Origin of the sequence: Paraburkholderia sp. FT54, from assembly GCF_031585635.1 — a bacterium.
In the GTDB taxonomy this organism is placed as follows: Bacteria; Pseudomonadota; Gammaproteobacteria; order Burkholderiales; family Burkholderiaceae; genus Paraburkholderia.
Genome location: NZ_CP134196.1, coordinates 1760666 through 1778189 on the forward strand (window position 1 = coordinate 1760666; position 17524 = coordinate 1778189).

Annotated in this window: 14 protein-coding genes; 8 read left to right on the forward strand and 6 right to left on the reverse strand. The window is 63.3% G+C overall.

Annotated elements, in window-relative coordinates; translation table 11 throughout:
- Positions 1-41: 41 nt before the first annotated feature.
- On the reverse strand, positions 42-1631 hold the full coding sequence (gene garD, locus RI103_RS27430) for a galactarate dehydratase (RefSeq protein WP_310815618.1): 1590 nt from the start codon (positions 1629-1631) through the stop codon (positions 42-44).
- A 236-nt stretch (positions 1632-1867) separates the two neighbouring features.
- Between garD and kdgD the strand changes: the two genes are divergently transcribed.
- The 3 genes from kdgD (at position 1868) to RI103_RS27445 (ending at position 5286) form a co-directional block, all read left to right on the forward strand.
- Positions 1868-2785, forward strand: coding sequence for a 5-dehydro-4-deoxyglucarate dehydratase (gene kdgD / locus RI103_RS27435; protein ID WP_310815619.1), 918 nt, complete (start codon positions 1868-1870; stop codon positions 2783-2785).
- A gap of 204 nt (positions 2786-2989) precedes the next feature.
- Positions 2990-4342, forward strand: coding sequence for an MFS transporter (locus tag RI103_RS27440; protein WP_310815621.1), 1353 nt, complete (start codon positions 2990-2992; stop codon positions 4340-4342).
- A 200-nt stretch (positions 4343-4542) separates the two neighbouring features.
- On the forward strand, positions 4543-5286 hold the full coding sequence (locus RI103_RS27445; RefSeq protein WP_310815622.1) for a FadR/GntR family transcriptional regulator: 744 nt from the start codon (positions 4543-4545) through the stop codon (positions 5284-5286).
- A gap of 80 nt (positions 5287-5366) precedes the next feature.
- Here the strand turns inward: RI103_RS27445 and RI103_RS27450 are convergent, their stop codons facing one another.
- The gene (locus RI103_RS27450; RefSeq protein ID WP_310815623.1) at positions 5367-6950 is read right to left on the reverse strand and encodes an aldehyde dehydrogenase (NADP(+)); all 1584 of its coding nucleotides are present in this window, start codon (positions 6948-6950) and stop codon (positions 5367-5369) included.
- A 221-nt stretch (positions 6951-7171) separates the two neighbouring features.
- Between RI103_RS27450 and garL the strand changes: the two genes are divergently transcribed.
- From garL to RI103_RS27465, 3 genes are all read left to right on the forward strand, one after another.
- On the forward strand, positions 7172-7972 hold the full coding sequence (garL, locus tag RI103_RS27455) for a 2-dehydro-3-deoxyglucarate aldolase (protein WP_310815625.1): 801 nt from the start codon (positions 7172-7174) through the stop codon (positions 7970-7972).
- 31 nt (positions 7973-8003) lie between these two features.
- Entirely contained in the window at positions 8004-8897 is an 894-nt protein-coding gene (locus RI103_RS27460; RefSeq protein WP_310815626.1) for a 2-hydroxy-3-oxopropionate reductase, read from the forward strand.
- A 238-nt stretch (positions 8898-9135) separates the two neighbouring features.
- Complete coding sequence (locus tag RI103_RS27465; RefSeq protein WP_310815628.1) at positions 9136-11160, forward strand: glycoside hydrolase family 28 protein; 2025 nt, start codon at positions 9136-9138, stop codon at positions 11158-11160.
- Positions 11161-11326: 166 nt separating this feature from the next.
- Here the strand turns inward: RI103_RS27465 and RI103_RS27470 are convergent, their stop codons facing one another.
- Together RI103_RS27470 and RI103_RS27475 are read right to left on the reverse strand one after the other, a co-directional pair.
- The gene (locus RI103_RS27470) at positions 11327-12619 is read right to left on the reverse strand and encodes an MFS transporter (RefSeq protein WP_310815630.1); all 1293 of its coding nucleotides are present in this window, start codon (positions 12617-12619) and stop codon (positions 11327-11329) included.
- A gap of 29 nt (positions 12620-12648) precedes the next feature.
- A complete protein-coding gene (locus RI103_RS27475; RefSeq protein ID WP_310815632.1) occupies positions 12649-13485 on the reverse strand; it encodes an NAD(P)-dependent oxidoreductase in 837 nt (278 codons plus the stop codon).
- Positions 13486-13881: 396 nt separating this feature from the next.
- Here RI103_RS27475 and RI103_RS27480 point away from each other — a divergent pair, with 396 nt between their 5' ends.
- Complete coding sequence (locus RI103_RS27480; RefSeq protein WP_310815634.1) at positions 13882-14424, forward strand: DUF2867 domain-containing protein; 543 nt, start codon at positions 13882-13884, stop codon at positions 14422-14424.
- Positions 14425-14550: 126 nt separating this feature from the next.
- Here the strand turns inward: RI103_RS27480 and RI103_RS27485 are convergent, their stop codons facing one another.
- Both RI103_RS27485 and RI103_RS27490 read right to left on the reverse strand, forming a co-directional pair.
- The gene (locus tag RI103_RS27485) at positions 14551-15372 is read right to left on the reverse strand and encodes an alpha/beta hydrolase (RefSeq protein ID WP_310815635.1); all 822 of its coding nucleotides are present in this window, start codon (positions 15370-15372) and stop codon (positions 14551-14553) included.
- 307 nt (positions 15373-15679) lie between these two features.
- Entirely contained in the window at positions 15680-15979 is a 300-nt protein-coding gene (locus RI103_RS27490) for a hypothetical protein (protein ID WP_310815636.1), read from the reverse strand.
- A 95-nt stretch (positions 15980-16074) separates the two neighbouring features.
- On the opposite strand from RI103_RS27490, the gene RI103_RS27495 reads away from it, so the two are divergent.
- Positions 16075-17487 carry a cytochrome ubiquinol oxidase subunit I gene (locus tag RI103_RS27495; protein ID WP_310815637.1) on the forward strand — a complete coding sequence of 471 codons (1413 nt, stop codon included), beginning with the start codon at positions 16075-16077 and terminating at the stop codon, positions 17485-17487.
- The last annotated feature ends 37 nt before the right edge of the window (positions 17488-17524 follow it).

Here is a 17524-nt window from a genome sequence, read left to right on the forward strand (position 1 = left end):
TCAGAATCAGCGAGCCGCGCCGGCCGAAGCAAGCCAGCCTATCAGGTCACCGGCGCCGGATTGAACAGCGTCAGCGCATTGTGGAGCTTGAGTTTTTCCGCGCAAGTCTCTTTGCGGCCGCTGGCGACCTCGAGCATCAGACGGAACAGTTCCCAGCCCACCTCTTCGATGGTCGCCGCGCCGGTCGCGATGGTGCCGGCGTTGATGTCCATCAGATCATGCCAGCGACGCGCCAGATCCGAGCGCGTCGCGACCTTGATGACGGGCACTTCAGCGAGGCTATACGGCGTGCCGCGGCCGGTGGTGAACACGTGCAGATTGATACCCGCCGCGACTTGCAGCGTGCCGCAGATGAAATCGCTGGCCGGCGTGGCCGCGTAAATCAGCCCTTTCTGGCGGACCTTTTCGCCGGGCGACAACACGCCGGAAATCGCCGAGTTACCCGACTTGATGATCGACCCCATCGCCTTCTCGACGATGTTCGACAGGCCGCCCTTCTTGTTGCCCGGCGTGGTGTTGGCGCTGCGGTCCGCGCCGCCGCGCTTCAGATAATCGTCGTACCACTGCATCTCGCGGATGATCGCCGCGGCGACCTCCGGGTTGGCCGCGCGCGCCGTCAGTTGATCGACGCCGTCGCGCACTTCGGTGACTTCGGAGAACATGACCGTGGCACCGGCACGCACCAGCAAGTCGGTGGCGTAGCCCACGGCGGGATTCGCAGTGAGACCGGAGAACGCATCGCTGCCGCCGCATTGCACGCCGATCACCAGGTCAGACGCGGGACAGGTTTCGCGGCGGCGATTGTTCAAACGCTTCAGATGACCGTCGGCCATCTTCATGATCGACTCGATCATCGACTGGAAGCCGACGTGCGATTCGTCCTGCAGCACGACGACATCGCCGTTCAGATCCGCCTCGATATCGCCGATGTCCGCGACTTCGGCCACATTCGCGGCCGCGGCGATCGGAATCGTGCCGGGCGGCATCAGGCGTTCGGGTTGCAGCTTTTCGCAACCGAGGCTGACCATCATCACCTCGCCGCCGAAATTCGGATTCAGACTGATATTGCGCACGGTGCGGATCGGCACCATCGCATCGGGCGCGTCGATCGCGACGCCGCAACCGTAGGTGTGCCCGAGACTCACCACGTCGTCGACATTCGGATAGTTCGGCAGTAGCTCGGCCTTGATGCGGGCGACCGCGTGCTGGACCACGTCGGCCACGCATTGCACCGTGGTCGTGATGGCGAGGATGTTGCGCGAGCCGACCGAGCCGTCCGCGTTGCGGTAGCCCTCGAACGTGTAGCCTTCGAGCGGCGGCATCTCCGGCGCCTTGATCGTGGCGATCGGCAGATCCTCGAGTCCCGGCGGGCTCGGCATGCGGATCACGTGCTCGTTGATCCAGCTGCCCTTGGGTAAGGCCTTGAGCGCATAGCCGATCACCACGTTATAGCGGATGACCTCGTCGCCCTCGGCCAGATCGGCCAGCGCGACCTTGTGCCCTTGCGGCACGCGCTCGCGCAGCGCCAGCCCATCGGGAAATACCGCGCCCTCACCCAGACCGCCGTCGTTGACGACGATCGCGACATTGTCATTCGGGTGAACGCGAATGTAGAGCGGAGATTGTTCCATTGCATCGATCCTCATGGCGCTGTACGCCTGCTGCGCCAGCTATTCATACGTCATCCTACAACATGAAAGATTGCACAGACGTTCCGTATTTACCCTATGACAAGCATTATGCCGTCAAATGCCCGTTGAGTTAGTCGATTTGTTGTTGTACGATGACGTATAAGAAATCTCCATTTCTACTGATCAAAGCATTCGCGACCCAACCCGCGAACCATTCCGAGCTCTGGATACTTATCATGACGACACCGCAGGAACTGAAGCAGATCGTTTCCGAAGGCCTCCTGTCCTTCCCGGTTACCGACTTCGACGAACAAGGCGATTTCCGCGCTGACACCTATGCCGAGCGCCTCGAATGGCTCGCTCCTTACGGTGCTTCGGCGCTGTTCGTCGCAGGCGGCACGGGCGAATTCTTCTCGCTCACGCACAACGACTATTCGAACGTGGTGAAAACGGCCACCGAAGTCTGCAAAGGCAAGGTGCCGATTCTCGCGGGCGCGGGCGGCCCGACGCGCGTCGCGATCGCCTACGCACAGGAAGCCGAGCGCCACGGCGCGAACGGCATTCTGCTGATGCCGCACTACCTGACGGAAGCCTGCCAGGAAGGTATCGCCGCGCACGCGGAAGAAGTCTGCAAGTCCGTGCCGAACATGGGCGTGATCATCTACAACCGCGCCAACTCCAAGCTTAACGCCGATATGCTCGAAGGGCTGGCCGAGCGCTGCCCGAACCTGATCGGCTTCAAGGACGGCGTAGGCGAGATCGAAAACATGGTGACGATCCGCCGCCGCCTCGGCGAGCGCTTTTCCTACCTCGGCGGCCTGCCGACCGCGGAAGTCTATGCCGCGGCATACAAGGCGCTGGGCGTGCCGGTGTATTCGTCGGCGGTGTTCAACTTCATTCCGAAGACCGCGATGGACTTCTACCGCGCGATCGCCGCGGACGACCACGCGACCGTCGGCAAGCTGATCGACGAATTCTTCCTGCCGTATCTGGCGATCCGCAACCGCCGCGCAGGCTACGCCGTCAGCATCGTCAAGGCGGGCGCGAAGCTGGTCGGCCACAGCGCCGGCCCGGTGCGCGCACCGCTGACCGATCTGACGGAAGAAGAGATGAGCAAGCTGGACGCGCTCATCAAGACGCTCGGCCCGCAGTAATCCGGCTGGCGTAACCGAAGCAGTCAACACCCGGCGGCCGTGCGAACCATGGCCGCGTCGACGGCACCGCAAAGAGCGCCCGGGACGGCAACGTCGCCGGGCGTTTTTGTGCCGCACGAATGTATCGAAAGGCTCGTGGCGTTTGTTGCGCCACGACGTCCGGGGCAGCCCCTCTTCCCTGCATAAAAGATTCAGGAGATGACCATGGAAATGAGCCGCACGGCGAGTGCCGCCCACGTCGCAAAGCGCACGCGAGTCCGCTACGCAATCCTGCTGCTGATCTTTCTGATCACGACGTTCAACTACGCAGACCGCGCCACGCTCTCGGTCACCGGCTCGGCGATGCGCGCCGAGTTCGGCTTCGACGCAATCCGCATGGGCTACATTTTCTCGGCGTTCAGTTGGGCCTATGTGCTCTCGCAACTGCCGGCCGGCTGGCTGCTGGACCGCTTCGGCGCGCGGCGCGTCTACGCGGCGAGCATTTTCTTCTGGTCGCTCTTCACACTGCTGCAAAGCTCCATCGGTTTGCTGGGCAGCGCGGCGGCCGCCGTCACCGCGCTGTTCGTGCTGCGCTTCGCGATGGGCGCGGCCGAATCGCCGGCGTTTCCGGCCAATGCCAAGGTCGTCGCGAGCTGGTTCCCGACCAACGAGCGCGGCACGGCGTCGGCCATTTTCAATGCGGCGCAATACTTCGCCGCCGTCGTGTTCACGCCGCTGATGGCGTGGCTTACGCATGCGTTCGGCTGGCACATGGTCTATGTCGTGATGGGTGTAACGGGACTCGTGCTCGCGCTCACGTGGCTGAAGGTGATGAAGAATCCCGCCGACCATCCGCGCGTTTCGCGCGCCGAACTGGAGTACATCGAACAGGGCGGCGGCGTGATCAACGGGCAGAAGCAGGCCCGCTCCGCCGACAGGATCGAAAATACCGGCGGCTGGTCGCTGGTTCGTCAACTGTTGAGCAACCGCATGCTGGTCGGCGTCTATCTCGCGCAGTACTGCATCAACGTGCTGACCTACTTTTTCCTGACATGGTTTCCGATCTACCTCGTGCAGGCGCGCGGCATGACGATTCTGCAAGCCGGTCTCGTGGCTTCGCTGCCCGCGATTTGCGGATTCTCCGGCGGCGTGCTCGGCGGTGTGCTGTCCGACGGACTGATCCGGCGCGGCCATTCGCTGACCATCGCGCGCAAGGTGCCGATCGTCGGCGGCATGCTGCTGTCGGTGTGCATCATCGGCTGCAACTACGTGTCGACCGACTGGGTCGTAGTCGCGCTCATGTCGCTCGCGTTCTTCGGCAAAGGTATCGGCGCGCTGGGCTGGGCAGTCGTCGCCGATACGTCGCCGAAGGAAGCGCTCGGCCTGTCCGGCGCGATCTTCAATATGTTCGGCAACGTGGCCGGCATCGTGACGCCTATCGTGATCGGCTATCTCGTGGCGAAGACCGGGTCGTTCAACGGCGCGCTGGTGTTCGTGGGCATCAACGCCCTGCTCACGGTGTTCAGCTATCTCGTGATCGTGAAAGACATCAAGCGGGTCGAATTGCGCCCGCGCTGATCGCGCGGCGGTTATCGTACTTCCCTGCGGACGGCGAATTGAGCGCCGTCGCAGCGTGAAATGCAGGCCAGAAAGGGACTTCGGCGCCGCATTGGGCGCCGGCCCGCAAAATGATATGGCGTGGTTATAATCAGTCGTCAGACGACGGTATAATGAGACGCAAAAGTGTCTGCAACTATTTGATTCAAGGGGCGTTTTCGATGGCTACACCACTGGCATCCGCGGCACCGCCACGACGCGCGCGTAATCTTGCCGAGTTCGTCGTCAGCTACGTCACCGAGCAGATTGCGTCCAACGCCCTGAAGCCCGGCGACAAACTGCCGACCGAATCGCAACTCATGGTCACGCTGAGCGTGAGCCGCACTGTCATTCGCGAGGCGATTTCGCGTTTGCAGGCGGGCAAGATCATCGAGACGCGGCACGGCATCGGCAGCTTCGTGCTGGAGCCGCAGCGCGAAAAGCTGGGCATCGACATGGTGCCCGCCACCACCTTGCGCGACGTGTTGTCGATCCTGGAACTGCGCATCAGCCTCGAAACGGAATGCGCGGGTCTCGCCGCGCAACGCGCCAAGCCGGACGACCTCGCGCGCATGCGCGCCGCGCTCGACGCGATCGAAGCCACGCGTCATAACGGGCTGGACAGCGTCGACGCCGATCTGCAGTTTCATATCTCGGTGGCGCGCGCCACCGGCAACCGCTATTTCGTCGACATTCTCACGCAAATGGGCAGCGCGCTGATTCCGCGTAACCGGCTCGATTCGGCGGGCATTGCGCACGCGGAACCGGACGCTTATCTGTCGCTCGTCAACCTCGAGCACGAAAGCATTCTCGAAGCGATCACGCGGCACGATGCGGAAGGCGCGCGCGCGGCCATGCGCATGCATTTGTCCAACAGCCGCGAGCGTTTGCGGCGCGCTAACGAAGCCGCTGAGGCGAATAGCTGACTCGGTTCGCTTGGGCAGACGCAATAGAAAAAATGGCCGGGATATCCCGGCCATTCTTTTATCTCACTCGATCACACCAGTTAGCCGCGCGTGATCTCGCCATCGCGACGGCGCCACAGGTCCAGCGGGTTGCCGTCGGTCAGTGCCTCGGGCAGCAGATCGGCCGGAAAATCCTGGTAGCAGACCGGACGCAGGAAACGTTCGATTGAAGTCGTGCCGACCGAAGTCGCGCGGCTATCGGACGTCGCCGGGAACGGACCGCCGTGCACCATTGCGTGCGACACCTCGACACCCGTCGGGAAACCGTTCACCAGAATCCGCCCGGCTTTGCGCTCGAGAATCGGCACCAGCTTCTTCGCCGCCGCCAGGTCGGCGCTGTCCATCTGCACGGTGGCGGTCAACTGGCCGGCAAAGTACTCAGCGACCGCGAGCAATTCCTGCTCGTCCTTGCAGCGCACGATGGTCGACGCCGGGCCAAACACCTCGTCTTCCAGCGCCGGCGTGGCGAGGAACGTCTGCGCATCGGTCACGAACAACGTCGCGCGCGCCTGGGTCGGGCCGGTTGTATCGACACCGCGTGCCACGGCCTCGACGCCCTTGATCGCCGCCAGCTTGCCCTCGCCTTCTTCATAAGCGGCGTGGATGCCGGACGTCAGCATGGTCTGCGCGGGCTTGCCGCTCAGCGCGTCGGAGGCGGTGGCCACAAAATGCTTGAGCGCGTCGCTGTCGACGGCAATCGCGAGGCCCGGATTGGTACAGAACTGACCGGCACCGAGCACGAGCGAATCGACGAAGCCGCGCGCGATGCTCTCGCCGCGCTGAGCCAGCGCATCCGACAGCAGGAACACAGGATTGATGCTGCTCATTTCCGCGTAGACCGGAATCGGCTCGGCGCGCGCCGCCGCCACGCGCATCAGCGACGTGCCGCCCGCGCGCGAACCGGTGAAGCCGACCGCCTTGATGGCCGGATGCGAAACCAACGCCTCGCCGACGGAATTCCCCGCGCCGACGATCAGCGAGAACACGCCCTCAGGCAAGTCCATTTCCTGCGCGACGCGCTGGATCACCCGGCCGACCATCTCCGACGTGCCGAGGTGAGCGCGATGCGCCTTCACCACGACCGGGCAGCCGGCCGCGAGCGCCGCCGCCGTATCGCCGCCCGCCACCGAAAACGCGAGCGGGAAATTGCTGGCGCCGAACACGGCGACCGGGCCGAGCGGAATCTTTTGCATGCGCAGATCGGAGCGCGGCAGCGGCTTGCGCTCCGGCAGCGGCGAATCGAGCGTGGCGGCGAGCCACTGGCCGGCGCGCACGACTTGCGCGAACAGTTTGAGCTGGCCGGTGGTGCGGCCGCGTTCGCCTTCGAGACGCGCCTTCGGCAAACCGGATTCCTGGTGCGCCCGTTCGATCAGCGCGTCGCCCAATGCCGTGATGCCGTCGGCGATACGCTCGAGAAACTCGGCACGCACCGTGTGCGGCAGGTGGCGGTACGGATCGAACGCCTGCTGCGCCAGTTCACACGCGCGCCCAACGAGGGCGGCCGAACCGCTGCCGAAGACCGGCTCCGCGATGTCGGATCCCGTGGCAGGATTGAACGCATGCAATGGTTTTTCCTCGCCGCGCACCGCTTTGCGGCCGATCAGCATTTCGCCGGTAATAGACATTTGCTTTCCTTGAGTGAAGGCCTAAGATATAAGTCATCCTACAACATGGCGGGGCGTCCACGCAACCTCAAACGCCTGCCTGGTGAGGAATTCGGGTTTACCTGACCGTTACAACTCGCGTGGCCGGTGCTAATCTGCAATCAAGACATACGACGACTTATAACTTGCATCCAGCCGTCGTCGGAACCGCCCGATCCATTGCCGTTCGAGGAAAACAGCCCATGCCAGCCGTCACGCCCTACCAGCCGTTACCCAACAGTTTCCGCCGAGCCGTGTGCGGCGGTCAAACCCTGATCGGCTGCTGGTCGTCGCTCGCCAGTCCAGTTGTTACCGAGCTGCTCGGCATTGTCGGCTTCGACTGGATGCTGCTGGATGCCGAGCACGCGCCGAACGACGTCCTCACTCTGATCCCCCAGTTGATGGCGCTCAAGGACAGCGCCAGCGCGCCTGTCGTGCGGCCGCCCGCCAACGACAGCGTGTTCATCAAGCGACTCCTCGACAGCGGCTTCTCGAATTTTCTGGTGCCGTTCGTCGACAGTGCCGACGACGCGGCCCGCGCCGTCGCCGCTACACGCTATCCGCCGCAGGGCATTCGCGGCGTCTCAGTGAGCCAGCGCGGCAATCGCTATGCGACCGTGCCCGACTACTTCGACATCGCCAACGAGAACGTCTGCGTCATCGTGCAGATCGAAAGCCGCAAGGCGGTCGACTCGATCGACGAGATTCTCGCTGTGGACGGCGTCGATGCCGTGTTCGTCGGACCATCCGACCTCGCGGCCGCCTACGGCCATATCGGCAATCCGGGTCATCCCGACGTGCAGCAGGCAATTGCCCGTGTGTTCGAACGCGCGCAGGCGGCCGGCAAGCCGAGCGGCATTCTCGCTCCGGTCCAGGCCGACGCGGAGCGCTACCTGTCCATGGGTTGCCGCGTGATCGCGGTCTGCGCGGATCTGGGGCTGCTGAAAGGCGCCGCGCAGACGGTTCAGAAACACTTCATGCAGAAACAGGCGGGCCAGCAATAATCCGGCCGCCGTGACATCTTCGGAGCATTCCATGCAAAAAGCAGGCTTTATCGGACTCGGCATCATGGGCAGGCCCATGGCCGCCAATCTTCTCAAGAACGGCGTCGCGCTGGCGGCGTTTACGCGCAGCGGCGTGCCCGACGATCTCATCCAGGCGGGCGCCCTCGCGTGCGACAGCCCTGCCGCCGTGGCCGCGCAGGCCGACGTGATTTTCATCATGGTGCCCGATACGCCCGACGTCGAGCGCGTGCTGTTCGGCGAACAAGGCCTTGCAAGCGCGATGCGAGCGGGACAAACCGTGGTCGACATGAGCTCGATTTCGCCGATGGCCACGCGCGAGTTCGCGGCCCGGGTGCGCGAGAGCGGCGCCGACTATCTGGATGCGCCGGTTTCCGGCGGCGAAGTCGGCGCCAAGGCCGGCTCGCTGACTATCATGGTGGGCGGCGAAACGGCGACCTTCGATGCCGTCAAGCCGCTCTTCGACATGATGGGCAAGAACGTCACCCTGATCGGCGGAGTCGGCGCCGGCCAGGTGTGCAAGGTGGCCAATCAGGTGATCGTCGCGGCGACGATCGAGGCTGTGGGCGAGGCGCTGCTGCTCGCGTCCAAAGCCGGTGTCGATCCGGCGCGCGTGCGTGAAGCGCTGATGGGCGGTTTCGCGTCCTCGCGCATTCTCGAAGTGCATGGCGAACGCATGACCAAACGGACCTTCGATCCGGGCTTCCGCATCGAACTCCACCAGAAGGATCTGAACCTCGCGCTTTCGACTGCGCAATCGCTCGGCGTGTCCCTGCCGAATACGGCCACCTGCCAGGCGCTGTTCAATGCCTGCGTCGCGCATGGCGGCAAGGCGTGGGATCACTCGGCGATGGTGCGAGCACTCGAATTCCTCGCCAATCATGAGATCGGCCAGAAGACCGCTTAAGCCGCACGTCACTTTTCGATGCGCCGCTCCGTTTGCCCTTTGCAGTTAGGCAAGACGGAGCGGCGCATGCGTGCGTTCGCCTGTTTCGCAGCGAGTTAGCGAAAGTTGCATCGTCCCAATCGACAAAGTTTCTTCACAAACATTAAGGATACCTTAAGTTAAGAAAACGGCTTCGACGAACCGCATCCCCCGAGAGCAGCGATCATTGACAACGCCCGCAAAGGGCAAGGAGACATCCGTGGCAACCATAGATAAAACCAACGGCAAGCGGGCAACATCGAATACGCCCGGCCAGGCTGAACCGAATTCGCCCGCTCGCCGCGCGTTTATCGTGCTGGCGGGTACGTCAGCGGGCGCGACCTTGCTTGGCGGCTTATCCGCCTGCGGCGGCTCCGTCAACGGCGGCACGCCGCCGACGACGACACCGCCTGTGGTACAGGACCCGATCTGGGGCACCTCGGGCGCCGCGACGCAGATCATCGCGTCCTTGCAAGGCATCACCCAGTCGATGTTTCCCGCCCGCGATTTCGTCGTCACGCAGTACGGCGCCAAACCGTGCGCCGTCGTCGCCGCGACCAATCCGTACACGGGCTCGGCGTCGCTCGCGAGCCCTGGTTCGAACCAGACCAACGCCGCTGCCTCGTTCGACTCGCGCCCCGCGTTTCTCGCCGCCATCCAGGCCTGCAACGCCGCGGGCGGCGGCCGCGTGGTCGTGCCCGCCGGCACGTGGTACTGCGCCGGGCCGATCGTCCTGCTCAGCAACGTGAACTTCCACCTCAGCGCGAACTGCACGATCTATTTCAGCCCGAACCCGGCTGACTACGCGAAGGACGGCCCGGTCGCCTCCGGCGCCAACGGCAATCTGTTCTATAGCCGCTGGCAGGCGAACGATTGCCTGAACTACGGCTCGCCAGTCTATGCGCGCAACCAGACCAACATCGCGCTGACCGGTGAAGACGCGACTTCGGTGCTCAACGGGCAAGCCATGACGCCGTTCGCCGGCAGCGGCAACACCGCGACGTGCTGGTGGACCTTCAAGGGATCGAATGGCGCGTACGGCTGCGTAAATTCGTCGACGCCGTCGCAGGCGTACCTCAATCCGAAGAACGTCGATCTGAAAACCGCGGCGCCGGGTATCTCCGACGCGCTCTACGCGCAACTGACCAGTCCCACGACACCGTGGCAGCAGGACCAGAACTACCTGCCCGCCCTCTCCGAAGCAGGCGTGCCGATTGCACAGCGGGTCTTCGGCATCGGGCACTATCTGCGCCCGTGCATGGTCGAGTTCCTCGGCTGCACGAATGTGTTGATGGAGAACTACAGCACCAACAACACGCCGTTCTGGCAGCATCATCCGACCGATTGCAAGAACGTCGTGATTCGCGGCGTGACGACCAACAGCATCGGCCCGAATAACGACGGCTTCGATCCGGACGCGTGCAACAACGTGCTGTGCGACAACGTGACGTTTAACACCGGCGACGATTGCATCGCGATCAAGTCGGGCAAGGATCTGGACACGCAATACGGCCCCGCGCAGAACCACGTAATCCAGAACTGCACCATGAACAGCGGCCACGGCGGCATCACGCTCGGCAGCGAAATGGGCGGCGGCGTGCAGAACATTTACGCACGCGATCTGCGGATGCTGAACGAGAACTGGGCGACCAATCCGCTGAACATCGCGATTCGCATCAAGACGAACATGAATCGCGGCGGCTTCGTGAAGAACTTCTATGTCGATACCGTCACGCTGCCCAACGGCGTCGCCCTGAAAGGCGGGGGTTACGGCAGCGCGTTGCTGAGCGGCAGCCCGATCAACGCCACGGTGCCGCTCGGCGTCGTGACGGCAACCGCCGCCAATCCGTCGGCGGCACAGGGCGGCCTGATCACATTCGACTGCGACTATCAACCGGCGAACGACGCGATTCGAATCCGTCCGGCGGTCGTGCAGAACGTGAACATTTCGAACGTGACGGCGAGCAACGTGACGCTCGGAGGCGTGACCGGCTCGTGCTTTCAGGCGATCGTCGCCCAAGGGCCCGTCGCGTTCGACTACAACGGCCCGGCCCCCACGCCGACCATTCCGCCGATCAGCGGCGTCACGATCTCGAACTGCAATCTGGGCACGGCGGTCTCGGCCGGACCTGCGAGCGCGACGACGCCTGGGCCGATCTACGCATACAACGTCAACGGCATTACGTTGAGCAATGTGGTGATCGGCGCGACGACTTATAACACGACGGTCGTCGACAAGCGGTAAGCAATAAGCGGTTGAGCGGCTGGACGAAGCGCGAGTTTCGTCCAGCCGTGAAGATTGAGAAACGCAGTGAGTAAGACAAAAAAATGGCGGCGCCCAAAAGCGCCGCCATTTTCATTCCCCCGGCTCGACTAACCAGCGTCCGGAATTCACCATGACCTGGCGAAACTCACTTGGCCACCGCGCTCGCCGGCGTCCAGCGCGGCTCGGGCATCTTATCGGTGCTTTTCGCCAGCAAACACACCACAGCGGCCGCGATGATGTCGAACACCGCCAGCACCACGAACAGCGGGCTGTAGCCGATCTGCGTGACCAGCACACCGAACAGTGCCGTGAACGCCGCCGCGCCCAGATAACCTGCCATGCCGCCCATGCCGGTCGCGGTCGCGACTTCGTTCTTGCCGAACATATCCGACGTGATCGCGTACAGCGCACCCGACAGGGTCTGATGCGCAAAACCGCCGACGCACAGCAGCGCCACCGCCACATAAGGGCTCGCCACGAGGCCGACGCAGGCCGGTCCGATCATGCACAGCGCGCCGACCACGAACACCATCTTGCGCGACGTGAAGAGCGACACTTTGGCGTACTTGTGAAACAGCGGACTGAGATAACCGCCCAGCACGCAGCCGATGTCGGCGGCCAGGAACGGCATCCATGCATACAGCGCGACTTCCTTCAGGTTCATGTGACGCTCGGTCATCATGTAAAGCGGAATCCACGCGTTGAAGGTCTGCCAGGCCGGCTCGGACAGAATGCGCGGAATGCCGATCGCCCAGAAGTCGCGGCTGCCGAGCATGGCGAACCAGCTGCGCTTGGCGGCGCCGGCGTCACTGTGCTTCGCTTCCTGGCCGCTGAGAATGTAGTCGCGTTCAGCGTCGCCCAGCAGCTTCTGATTGCGCGGATGCTTGTAGAGCACCATCCACAGCACGCTCCAGACGATCCCCGCCACGCCGACGATCACGAATGCCAATTGCCACTCGCCGCGCAACAACGCCCAGACCACCAGCGGCGGCGCCAGCAACGCGCCGATCGACGAACCGATGTTGAACCAGCCGATCGCCACCGAACGCTCCTTGGCGGGGAACCACTCGCTCGTCGCCTTGACGCCGGCCGGGATGCCGGCCGCCTCGGCAATGCCGAGCAGACCACGGAAGAACGCGAGGCTGCGCCAGCCCGTCGACCACGCCGCCGCGGCGCACGCCAGCGACCAGGCGAGCGCGAACGCCGCAAAGCCGATCTTGGTGCCGACCGTATCGAGCAGGAAGCCCGCGACCGGCTGCATGAATGCATAGCAAAGCTGCCACGCCACAACCACGTGCGAATACTGCTCCGTGGTGATGTGGAGGTCTTTCATCAACGTCGGCGCCGCGACTGACAGCGTATTGCGCGCGAGGTAATTGATAATGAGCCCGGCCGCGACCAGACTGACCATCCACCAGCGGATGCCCTTGATTTTCATTGCTGCGTCTCCTCGTAATCCTGAACGGCTCAAACAGGCCGCGTAGCGGAAGCGGCCGAGCCGTCCGGCGTGGCATCATCGCGCGAATAATCGATACCCACGAAGCCGCCGCCCTGGAAGCGCTGGCCCAGTGCGTCGAGCGGATTCGGCCGCGCGAGAATTTCTTCGGCGTAGACCTCGGCATCCTGCGTCGGCTGATAGCCCAGACGTTCGGCGCCGCTGTTGTCCCACCAGCTGCGCGTATTGGCCGAGACGCCCCAGATGGTCAGGAAGCCCACGTTCTCCGCTTCGACACAGCGGTCGAGAAAATGCAGCAGATCGCGATGACCGAACCAGGTGCTCAGGTGCCGGGGCTCGGTCGGCCGCTCGAGGCAACTGCCGATGCGCACGCAAACGCTCTCGATGCCGTGCTTGTCCCAGTACATTCTTGCCAACGCCTCGCCCCACACCTTGCTCAGGCCGTAGAAACCGTCCGGGCGCAGTTCGCAGTCGAGACTGAGATGCTCGGTGACCGGATACATGCCAATTGCGTGATTCGAGCTCGCGAACACGATGCGCTTCACGCCGTGCCGGCGCGCGCCCTCGTACACCTCGACCAGCCCGCGCAGATTGTTTTCGATGATCTCGGGCAGCGGACGCTCCACGCTCGTTCCCGCGAAATGGATCAGGACGTCGACACCTTCCAGCAAACGATCCACGACCGCGGGATCGCGCAAGTCGCCGTGCATCACGTCCTCGCCTTCCACGAGCGGCACGAGAGCCTTCGAGCCCGCCGCCGAACGCAACGGCGTGCCGCGCGCGATCAACGCAGCGCGTACCACCGAGCCTAGCTGGCCGCCGGCTCCACTGAGAGCAATTTTCTTCATGAGGTTCCTTTACTGCGCTGCGCGCGATCGAACTCAAGTACAGCATTCGCTTCGCGGCATAAAGGGCACTGCGCGTGCCGATTCAGCGATGGTTGTACGATAACGTACTATCAACGATGCCAGACCAGATTTCAATTAGGCACTTACCCTTATCTTCAAGTGTCATCAATCGGATTTTCTTTAATAAACAAGCAAATACGCCGCGTGTATTTATGTGACATCGTATAACTTCAAAAGCACGTTTCTGCCGAAACCCGAGAGCCGAAAAGTCGCCTCGGCGGCTCCGCTCAGACGCACACAAGCGGGTAGACTTGATGCGCTCACGCGTAAGCGGAACTGCCGCCATGACCCGGCTCAGCGCCGTCTTCGATTCAATTTCTAGCGTCGTACGCCACCATGCTCATTGCCCACCGTTCCGTGCAATCCGTCGCTCTGCCGGCTGAGTCGGGCGTCACCCGTTTGTACGACGCGCCGGACCTGGCCGACGCATACGCGGTCCGCCTGCCCGAGAACGCCATCGACGATCCGGAACTGCTGGCGCGCTTCGTGTTCGCGCGTCAGGCGGCCTGGGTCGCCAGGCTGATGGGCGTGCGCGATGCGATCGTCGCCCGTTTCGGCCTGAAGACCGCGACGCAATTGCGCAGCGTCAAGGATCCCGCCGCCGCAAGAGAGCGCATCGACATCTTCAGGATCTACACGCGTAGCGCGCACGAGATCATCCTCGGCGAAAACGACCGCCATCTCGACTTCCGCGTCTCAGTGCTGCAGCAAACCCGCGGCACGCGCGAAGACCGCTCGCGCTATCTGATCCTGTCCACGGTCGTGCATTGCCACAATCGACTCGGCCGTTTCTATATTCTCGCGATCGCGCCGTTCCACCGGCTAGTGGTGCGCTCGTCATTGCGACGAGCGGCGCGCGTCGGCTGGCCAACCGCCTGAGCGGTTTGAAACGCGGGCGCGTGAACGACCACGGCCCGCGGTTCGGGTTCGAGTGCACGCGGGCGCGCTTGCTTACCCGCAGCCCACCGCACTCGCGACATCAATACACATCACCGCAGCTCCGCATTACGAGCCGATGAATTCCAGCAAGTCGCCGTTCACCTTGGCGGCCTCGACGGTGCACATGCCGTGTTGGCCGCCCGGATAGACCTTGAGCGTGGCGTTCTTCACGATCTTCGCGGTCAGGCGGCCGGCCGCGTCGATCGGCACGATCTGGTCGTCGTCGCCGTGCAGCACCAGAGTCGGCACGTCAATCTTCTTCAGGTCTTCCGTGTAGTCGACTTCGGAGAACTGCTTGATGCAGTCGTAGAGTCCCTTGATCGAGCCGGCCATGCCCTGAACCCAGAACGAATCGATCACGCCTTGCGACACCTTCGCGCCCGGGCGGTTGTAGCCGTAAAACGGCAGCGCCAGATCCTTGAAGAACTGCGAACGATCGTCTTCCACGCCCTTGCGGATGCCGTCGAACACGTCGATCGGGGTGCCGGCGGGATTGCTCCCGGTCTTCAGCATCAACGGCGGCACCGCGCCGATCAGCACGGCCTTCGCCACGCGTTGCGTGCCATGCCGGCCGATGTAATGCGCGACTTCCCCGCCGCCCGTCGAATGGCCGACGAGCATGGCGTCCTGCAGGTCGAGTTGTTCGATCAGCGCGGCGAGATCGTCGGCGTAGGTATCCATGTCGTTGCCGTCCCACGTCTGCTCCGACCGGCCATGCCCGCGCCGGCCATGTGCGATCACGCGAAAGCCTTTGCTGCCGAGAAACAGCATCTGCGCGTCCCAAGCGTCCGCGCTCAACGGCCAGCCATGCGAAAAGACGACCGGGAGGCCCTTGCCCCAGTCCTTGTAGAAAATTTGCGTGCCGTCTTTCGTCTTGATCGTGCTCATCTTCTGACTCCTTGTGGATGAAGTCTGCCGTCCCCGGCAGGTGGATGAAGCGTGCCCTCTCGAACCATTCGCGCGGCACGCGACAGGACGCCCATTCAGGCACGGCATGCCTTGCACCACACGTTGATGACGGATTCGCGACGCACCCGGGCTGTTTCAGCCGGTACGTCGGCTATGACTATTCGAAGCGAATAACGGGAAAAAATACTGGAATGGCTACACGGCGTGCACGCGCAAGTAGCATGCGCTCTTCTGAAAAACGCCGCCGTTTGGCTGCCTGCATGGTAGGAGCAAACGAGCCCATTGGCTAGCCGCCGGGTACATGGAAAGTCGGATTGAATGGGGTGATTGTCGGTTGATGACGGGCCGGTCCCAATTGCCGAACATCGTCTTGCCGAGCGAATCGACGACGCTCGAACCCGCCCCGGCGACGCTGCTGCAGCGCGGTCGATTGCCGCAGCGGTGCTGAAAACGCGCACATCGCACGCACCAAGGCAATCAGGAAAACTTGATACCCATCAATGGCTTGCCGTCTCAAAAACGAAAATCGACGCAAAACAAGGCGGTTTTTTGACGCACGGCTCGTCGCAGCAAAAATTTCAGTCATCCTCTACTCTCTGCGCCATCTGCCCTCGGGGCAGTGCGCACCGACAACGGTCGACGCGCGTAGCCCGCCCGCGCGGGCATCACGCACTCTTGCTCATGAACTCCGCTCTATCGGCCTTCGATCTCGCCCGCATTCAGTTTGCGTTCACCGTCTCGTTCCATATCGTTTTTCCGGCGCTCAGCATCGGCCTCGCCAGCTTCATCGCCGTCCTCGAATGGCGCTGGCTAAAAACCCGCAAGGCGTACTACAAAGACCTTTGTCTGTTCTGGTCAAAGATCTTTGCAGTGGCCTTCGGCATGGGCGTCGTCTCCGGCGTCGTGATGAGCTATCAGTTCGGCACCAACTGGTCGGGCTTCTCCAGTTTCGCCGGCCCCGTCACAGGCCCGCTGTTGATGTACGAAGTGATGACCGCGTTTTTCCTCGAAGCGGGCTTCCTCGGCATCATGCTGTTCGGCTGGCAGCGCGTGAGTCCGCGCGCCCACTTCGGCGCCACGCTGATGGTGGCGATCGGCACGCTGATTTCGACCTTCTGGATTCTCGCGTCCAATAGCTGGATGCAAACGCCACAAGGCTTCGAAGTCGTCAACGGCCACGTGGTGCCGCTCGACTGGTTCAAGATCGTGTTCAACCCGTCGTTCCCGTACCGGCTCGCGCATATGGCGCTCGCGGCCTTCATCGTCGGGGCGCTGGTGGTGTCGGCGGTGGGCGCGTGGCATCTGCTGCGCGGACGGCGCGATCCGGCCGTCAAGAAGATGTTCTCCATGGCACTCTGGCTGCTCCTGATCCTCACGCCGATCCAGGCGTTCGTCGGCGATCAGCATGGTTTGAACACGCGCGAATATCAGCCCGCCAAGATCGCAGCGATCGAGGGTCTGTGGGACACCGAAAAAGGCGGCACCGCGCTGAACCTGTTTGGCATTCCCGACATGCAGGCGGAAACCACGCGCTACGCCGTGTCGATTCCGCACCTGGGCAGCCTGATCCTCACGCATAGCTGGGACGGCGAAATTCGCGGCCTCAAGGAATTCCCGCCGCAAGACCGGCCGGACTCGACGGTGGTGTTCTGGAGCTTCCGCATCATGGCCGGCCTCGGCGTGCTGATGATCGTGATGTCGGTGGCCGCCTGGGTGCTGCGCCGCCGTGGACGCCTGTTCGAATCGAAGTGGTTCCAACGCGTCGCCGTGGCGATGGGGCCGACGGGCTTCATCACGCTGCTGGCCGGCTGGGTCACCACCGAAGCAGGACGTCAGCCGTGGGTCGTGTACGGCGTGCTGCGCACTTCGCAGGCCGTGTCGCCGCTCACCACGCAGCAGGTCGGCATCTCGCTGATGACCTTCGTGGCCGTGTACTTCCTCGTGTTCGGCACCGGCATCTACTACATGCTCAAGCTGATGCGCGCGGGTCCGGCCCTGCCGGGACACACGCCGCATGGCGCGCCGGAGCATCTGCCGAACCAGACCGCGCGCCGCCCGCTCTCCGCCGCCGATCACATGATCGACGCCGCCTGAACCCACCCTGCTTCAGCAGCTACCTGCGATAGAGAAA